This is a genomic window from Kitasatospora sp. NPDC002227 (genome assembly GCF_040296285.1).
In the GTDB taxonomy this organism is placed as follows: Bacteria; Actinomycetota; Actinomycetes; order Streptomycetales; family Streptomycetaceae; genus Kitasatospora.
In genome coordinates, this window is record NZ_JBEOWY010000044.1 from 60,904 (window position 1) to 67,163 (window position 6,260).

Below are 6,260 nucleotides of genomic sequence, written 5' to 3' on the forward strand. Positions count from 1 at the left end.
CAGCTGGGGATCTTGGCGATGCTGCTGGACCGAGTGAATCGGTCCCAGCTTGACATGTCGCGCCGGTGTTCAGATGAGGAAGTCAGCGATCGCGCTGAGCCAGGTTCCCGGCTGGTCGATGTGGGCCATGTGCCCGGCATCGTCGAGGACCACGGCGCGAGCGGAGGGAATCAGCCTCTCGGCGTCCTCAGCCAGGCCTGCGGGGAAGGTCATGTCCTGGCGGCCGTGGAGCAAGAGCAGGGGAATGCCGAGGCGGGTGAGCCGTTCGGCCGCTGCGTCGGGACGGGCGCCGGGGAGGATGCCGGCTTGCCAAGGTCGCAGCCACTCGGCAGTGAAGTTGATGCTGTCCAGTCGCCGCTGGTAGTCGGGCAGGACTTCAGGACGCCAGAGGTTGGCGGGGGCTTCGGCAACTGCTGCGGCGCGGACGAGTTCCGGGCCGGACAGCGTGCGGTCGGACCACACGGTGGAGCCGGCTGCGAGGCGGACGTCCCGCTCGTGCCAGCCGTTGAATGCGTCCGGCGGGACCGGGAGCACGCTGCTCGAGGCGATGATCAGTCGGCGGACTCGCTCCGGTGCGGTCAGCGCAAGGTGCTGAGCGAGAGCGCCGCCGTAGGAGAAGCCGAGGATGTCGGCCTGCCGGACTTCGAATGCGTCGAGCAGAGCGGTCAGGTCGCCGACGGCCGCATCGGGGGTGTACTGGTCGTCCCGGAGGCCCTGCGTGGAGCGTCCGCAGCCGCGCAGGTCGGGCAGGATCAGCCTGCGGCCGGTGAGGTGAATCAGAGGTTCACGCAGGTAGCTGTGGTCCCAGTCGGGTCCGCCGTGGATGACGAGCAGTGTTCGGTCGGCTGGACCATCGGTGTGGGCGACGAACAGCTCGACGGCGGGTTCGGCGGAGACAGCCACGGTGCTCTCGGTTAACATCCGGCCAGTGTTCCAGCCTTCCTCAGTGCTGCCATGGTGGCGGGTCCTCGTCGCGGGTCAAGGTCGTTCGGCCACCGGCTTCGCCGGCGGGCGCTCCACCTTGACCCGTCCCTGCGACCGGCCGATTCGGCAGCTGCGGAGGAAGGGCCGGGTGTGGTCTGGCCCGGGATTTTGCCGCCGTGATTGATTGTGCCTGGGCTGTGGCCTGTGGGTTTGCAGAACCTGGGACCGATGTTCGGGCCGGTCGGGAGAACCTGTGGGCGGTCAGGGGAGCAGGCGTTGGCCGTTCTGCCCGCAGACGGCCCCGTGGCATCGCCCGGTGCGCATCCTGTTCACGTTCATCGGTGGCAGTGGCCACTTCTGCTCCCTCATCCCGGTGGCCCGCGCGGCGCAGGGCCGCCGGGCACATCGCCGCGGTCGTGGGCAGCGGCGGGAGAACGGCCGGGATCACGGCGGCCGGCCCCCGGCCAGATCCGCCAGGGGCCCACCGTGGCGCGCCATGGGGTTGTTAGGCTCTGCTCCTCGCCGGCGCGATCGCGCGCGGGATCGCAGGACGCACAGCACAGCACGTGAGGAAGGCGGGCGCCATGGAGGCGGCGGAGTACAGCGGCCGACCCCAGTGGATCGACCTGGGCCCGGCGGGGTCCGCGAGCGACACCCGGGCCACCGCGCGGCAGGTGACGCGGCTGCTGGTCGCCCCGGTCTTCCTCGCCGTCGGCCTCTGGCTGACCGTCCCCACGGTGCTGGCGCACATCCGGTTCGCCGACGCGCCGCGGGTGCCCGCCGTGGTCGCCGAGGCCGTCTACGGCAAGCCGGAGGCACGTCAGAGCCCGGAGCGGATCCGGGTCCGGGTGATCGCCGCGGACGGCTCGACCTCGTCGGCCGCGGCGGAGGTGGACGACATCAACGGCGCACCGGGCGGGCTGGTGCCGGGCGAACGGGTGACCGTGCTGGCCGCGCCCGACCGGCCCGGGCATGTGCTCTTCCCCGAGCAGCTGGGCTGGTGGTCGCTGGTCTTCCCAGGGCTGCTGCTCTGCGGGATCGGGCTGGCCACCTCCGTGCTCGTGCTGGCCAACGCCCAGCTGCGCCCCCGGAGCCGGTAGCGTCGACTGGGAGCCCACCCAGAGGCTCCGTGCGGTCCGGTCAAGGCCTGTTCCGGGGCATGGGTGAGGCCTAACAGGCCGCCGTGGCCGATTGGGTGACGGAGGCCGAGTTCCCGCTGCCGGGCGGGCGGCGCAAGGTGCGCCCGGACGCGGTGTGGCAGGCCCCGGAGATCGGGGTGCCGGTGCTGATGGTCGAGGTGGACCGTTCCACGATGTCGCCGAAGCGGGTGGCCGCGAAGTTCACCGCCTACCGCGAGCTGTTCCGCACGAAGGTGAAGAGCACCGACCCGGCGCCGGCCGATGAGGACCCGGCCGACCGGTTGGTCCACTGGTGGCGCCGGACCTGGCCGGGGCACACCCCACCCGGCCCGGATGCCCGCCGGTCGCCTTGGTGGTCACCGACGCCGGACCGGTTGCCCTGGCCAACCGTCAGCAGGCTGTGTCGGACCTGGCGCGCGACGCCTGGGGCGGCGACTGGTGGGTCCGCCGGGGGACGACGCCGACGGGGACGGCTGGTACATGTACGACGACGCGGTGCCGGTCGTCGCGACCTCCTCCGGCACCGGACGAGGCTGCCGATGAGTTCGAAGCCGTGGTCGGGTGTCCGATGCCGCCGCTTCTGCGGAGGATCTAGTGCGAGGTCGCCAACGGCGGCTTCGGGGTCGACTCCTGAGTCGTGTCTCTCACCGACACGGGCAGGTGGTTCAGCGACGAGGAGTCCCTCTTCTCGCTCCATCGGGCGATGACCTCCGCGTCGCCCGACTTCGAGGTGAACCGCCCGCCCCACGTGATGCCGCTCGTGACCCTCGGGTGCGGGATCTGGTGGTGCGTCGATCTGAACACGCCGCACGGCAGCATGTGGGGCCTGGACCCCAACGGCAACTGCACACATCACTGGTTCTTCCCGGAGAAGTTCACACTGGCCGAATGGCTGATCGACTGGCTCGACGGGAACCGAACCTTCCCCGATGCCCCAGCAGTGGATGACTGCCCCGACTGCTGACACGACCTGGGCAATTCACGCAGATCCGGCCAGAGCCGTGAAATTGGCCAGGGGTGCTTCGTCTCCTCACTTCGTCCGGGGCTCAACCGGGTGGGGAGGGTGGGGAGCGGTGAGCATGTCGGTGAGGGCTTCTAGGGTGTGGGGCCATGGGGTTCACTGGATCTTTCTTTGTCGCGCGGTCGGCTCGGCCGTTGGTCGAGCTTCCTGCGGTCGTGGCGGCTGATGGTGAGCCGTATGCGTGGTGGCGTGACGGCGAGTGGCAGATGCTGCAGGTGTGGCCGATGGGCGATCCCGGCGATTCGATCGTGAGGGACACAGGGGCGCCGGTGCTGGCGGCTCATGTCATGGACGGCGATTTCGCTGCCGTGGAGGCGAGGAGCCCGGGCGGTATGAGCTGGAAGTGCGCGTTGCGGCCGCAGTCGGCTCGGGAGTACGACTTCCCGGAGGAATGGATCGGTGACCCGAGGGAGGTCGCGGAGGTGGCTGCGGCGTGGGCGAGGGAGGCGGGGCGAAAGCCCGATCCTGAGGCTGTCGTCGGGGTTCTCACCAGCGACACATGGCCAGCGGAGGGGCTGGTCCCAACCTTGTTGTGTGCGTTGGGATTTGAGTTCACGGAGAAGATCTATCTCGCGGAGGCCGGCGAGTAGTCACGGCGTGTTGGGGTTGGCGGAGCCGGCCTTCGGCCGGGACCTGGCCGCCAGCCCCCTCGCGGTGCTGGACGACGCCGCCCTGCAGGCGTTCATCGAGGAGAGCGAGAAGCTGGGGTGAGCCAGGCAGAGGACCGGCCTCTGACCCGGGCCGAGCAGGATGCGGTCGACGTCCTGATGTGGCTGTACGCACGGGCTGGCCAGGAGATCACCTTCCAGGACATCTCCAGCGGGGTGGGCCTGCCAGTTGCCAGCCGTCTTCGGACGGCGGACCGCCGCGCTCGGGTGGCCGCCGCCCGCAACAGGCACCACCTTGAACAGTTCATGCGCTCCAAGGACCCACTGCGGCGCGGGAAGATGACCGCCCGCTTCCACCGGGTCGGCCAAGGCGACGTCCTCGGCGCCCGGGACGCGTGCTGGCCTGCCGCAAGAGCGTGGCCTCCATGGCCGAGATGCAACGGGCGTGCGCGTTCGAGGCTACCAACCCGCACAGCATTGACGCCGACGCGTTCTCGAAGATGGCCGAGGTCGCCGACGGGGCGATGCGCATAGTCAGTGGCGTCGAGAAGCTCGGCAGCAAGGTCATGAAGGACCAGCGGACCGTGAAGAAGATGGCCGAGCGGATCGCCGACCTGGAGGCCCAGGTCATCGAGATGAGCGTCCGCCCACCCGCGGCGAGCGCCTGACATCTGGTGGCGGGTGCCTGTAGCCAACCAGGCACCCGCACTGCTCGGCCTGTTCGCTTCGTAGTCAGACCTGTGGCCGGTCGGCCAACCGAGCTGGTTACCAACACTATTGGTCCTCTTGAATAGAGTATAGCCGGAACTGATATACATCAATTCCTCTTTCATGCGCTCAGCGACAAGCCGACCAATCGCCCCGCGAAGGTCCTGAGTGAACGCTCACTAAACGGACGTGTTTATTTACAGCCCCCTTAAAACAGTTGATAGTGCACCATGTCATGACCATACTGAGCGGCTTGCCGTAGGGAGTGCGGAGTGCGCCCTTGTGGGGGCATGGAGCCCTGGACTGGAACGGTCGTCAGGCAACAAACAAAGTGCGAGGCGACCGTGGCCTCCTGTCGCCGCACCATCTGACGGAAGTTTAGTCGCTTCGCTCCGTCAACCTCTGCCGAGGAGAAACGATGCGCCGCACGCCAGCACTGCTGATAGCCGCCGTAACAACGGCGGCCGCCCTCCTCTCAGCGCCTGCCGCTTTCGCGGCCAGCCCCTCCGTCAAGGCGGGCCACGTCTCCGCTCCCTCGGCCAAGGCAGGCCACCTTGCCAGCCCCTCGGGCAAGGCGGGGCCCGACTCCACCTTCTGCCACTACGACGAGTGGTACAGCTCCGTCAGCAACCAGGGCAAGACCATGCAGGCGGTCGGCGCCACCCAGGCGAACTACAACGGCACCAGGTCGGACGCGACCTCGACCTTCTCAGCCCAGGTCAGCGGCACGGTCACCGCCACTATCAGCAGTAGCCTGAGTGCCGATGTCAACACCGTCGTGGCTGACGCCAGCATGACGATAGGAGCCAGCCTCTCCGTCTCCCTGACCGCTTCGCTCGGCAACTCCACCACCGTGACTGCCAAGCCCGGCCAGACCGCCTACGCCACCTACGGGGTCTGGCGCTTGAGGACCTACGGCACGTACAACATCCAGCGTGAGGACTGCTCCACCTCCTCGGCGCCTCTCACCGCGTGGAGCCCGTGGTATGTCGGCTGGCAGACCTGGACCAGCTGACCAGACACCCCGTTGGCCGCCCGCCGCACACTGGTGGGCGGTCAACGCCCCTACCGACAGGGACAGATCACAGTGACCATGAAGGTACGCCACATCCTGCTCGGTCTCGCCGCGCTCGGCGTCTTCGCCAGTGGGTGCAGCACCGAGACAGCCAAACCCCAGCCGTCGAGCTCGGCCTCGCCGAGCATCCCGGAATCGCCGCCGGCCTCGTCGCCGTCGGCATTGTCGATCCCGACCCTGCCTCCGCCCGAAGCAGGGACAACGACGCTAGCGTCCGTGCCACTGCGGGCTGCTGGGACGAGCGTGGCCACCATCTCGGCCAAGCAAGGTGACTTGCTGGTCACGATCCTCTGTACCGGAGGGAACTTGACCCTGCACATGGATCCGGTCTCCACGACCACGATCCCGTGCGCCACCAGCGCTCTGACGCCGACGAGGAACGTCTTCCACCTGGGCTCCCCCAAGAGCATCAGTGTCAGTGTCGACGCCCCCGAGAGCGTCCGTTGGAACATGCGCATCGAGCAGTGACCGGCGGCCACGCCGCAGCGGCCCGGCCACAGACCATCGGCGGGCCGCTACGGGCCAAGTCAGCCGGAACGGTTGATGCTCTTGAACATCTGCCGTCCGGCCTCCCGGACCGCGATCACCTCTTCCTGGGCGTCGGCGAGTTGGCGCTTCAGCTCGGCGTTCTCCACGCGGGCGGCGGCCCAAGGCCCGCGCCGCCGCCCGCGGCGGCACGAAGTTCAGGCGGCTCGGGTCTGTACGGTGACCGGTGTATCTCCCGATCAAGGAAGAGCACCTGATGAGCGACGTGATCGCCTCGGTTGAGGCGGTTGAAGAGGTCC

At 68.6% G+C, this 6,260-nt stretch carries 8 protein-coding genes; 6 read left to right on the forward strand and 2 right to left on the reverse strand.

The window, feature by feature from the left end:
• Window positions 1–69: 69 nt before the first annotated feature.
• Entirely contained in the window at window positions 70–903 is an 834-nt protein-coding gene (locus ABT095_RS29645) for an alpha/beta fold hydrolase (RefSeq protein WP_350532622.1), read from the reverse strand.
• Window positions 904–1,508: 605 nt separating this feature from the next.
• On the opposite strand from ABT095_RS29645, the gene ABT095_RS29650 reads away from it, so the two are divergent.
• From ABT095_RS29650 to ABT095_RS29675, 6 genes are all read left to right on the forward strand, one after another.
• Complete coding sequence (locus ABT095_RS29650; protein WP_350532623.1) at window positions 1,509–2,024, forward strand: hypothetical protein; 516 nt, start codon at window positions 1,509–1,511, stop codon at window positions 2,022–2,024.
• A gap of 137 nt (window positions 2,025–2,161) precedes the next feature.
• A complete protein-coding gene (locus ABT095_RS29655) occupies window positions 2,162–2,770 on the forward strand; it encodes a replication-relaxation family protein (protein ID WP_502885049.1) in 609 nt (202 codons plus the stop codon).
• On the forward strand, window positions 2,701–3,027 hold the full coding sequence (locus tag ABT095_RS29660; RefSeq protein ID WP_350532632.1) for a hypothetical protein: 327 nt from the start codon (window positions 2,701–2,703) through the stop codon (window positions 3,025–3,027). Before ABT095_RS29655 ends, ABT095_RS29660 begins: the two co-directional genes overlap by 70 nt.
• A gap of 146 nt (window positions 3,028–3,173) precedes the next feature.
• Window positions 3,174–3,674 (forward strand): hypothetical protein, encoded by a 501-nt coding sequence (locus tag ABT095_RS29665; protein WP_350532624.1) that lies wholly within the window; start codon window positions 3,174–3,176, stop codon window positions 3,672–3,674.
• 443 nt (window positions 3,675–4,117) lie between these two features.
• Entirely contained in the window at window positions 4,118–4,360 is a 243-nt protein-coding gene (locus tag ABT095_RS29670; protein ID WP_350532625.1) for a hypothetical protein, read from the forward strand.
• 458 nt (window positions 4,361–4,818) lie between these two features.
• On the forward strand, window positions 4,819–5,415 hold the full coding sequence (locus ABT095_RS29675) for a hypothetical protein (RefSeq protein ID WP_350532626.1): 597 nt from the start codon (window positions 4,819–4,821) through the stop codon (window positions 5,413–5,415).
• Between the two features lie 50 nt (window positions 5,416–5,465).
• Here the strand turns inward: ABT095_RS29675 and ABT095_RS29680 are convergent, their stop codons facing one another.
• On the reverse strand, window positions 5,466–5,885 hold the full coding sequence (locus tag ABT095_RS29680) for a hypothetical protein (RefSeq protein WP_350532627.1): 420 nt from the start codon (window positions 5,883–5,885) through the stop codon (window positions 5,466–5,468).
• Window positions 5,886–6,260 lie beyond the last annotated feature (375 nt).

Excerpts from the sequence above, each read along its gene's own strand:
- ABT095_RS29650 (WP_350532623.1), top strand. The coding sequence starts at position 1,509 with ATGGAGGCGGCGGAGTACAGCGGCCGACCCCAGTGGATCGACCTGGGC.
- ABT095_RS29665 (WP_350532624.1), top strand. The coding sequence starts at position 3,174 with ATGGGGTTCACTGGATCTTTCTTTGTCGCGCGGTCGGCTCGGCCGTTG.
- ABT095_RS29670 (WP_350532625.1), top strand. The coding sequence starts at position 4,118 with ATGGCCGAGATGCAACGGGCGTGCGCGTTCGAGGCTACCAACCCGCAC.
- ABT095_RS29675 (WP_350532626.1), top strand. The coding sequence starts at position 4,819 with ATGCGCCGCACGCCAGCACTGCTGATAGCCGCCGTAACAACGGCGGCC.
- ABT095_RS29680 (WP_350532627.1), bottom strand. The coding sequence starts at position 5,885 with ATGCTCTTGGGGGAGCCCAGGTGGAAGACGTTCCTCGTCGGCGTCAGA.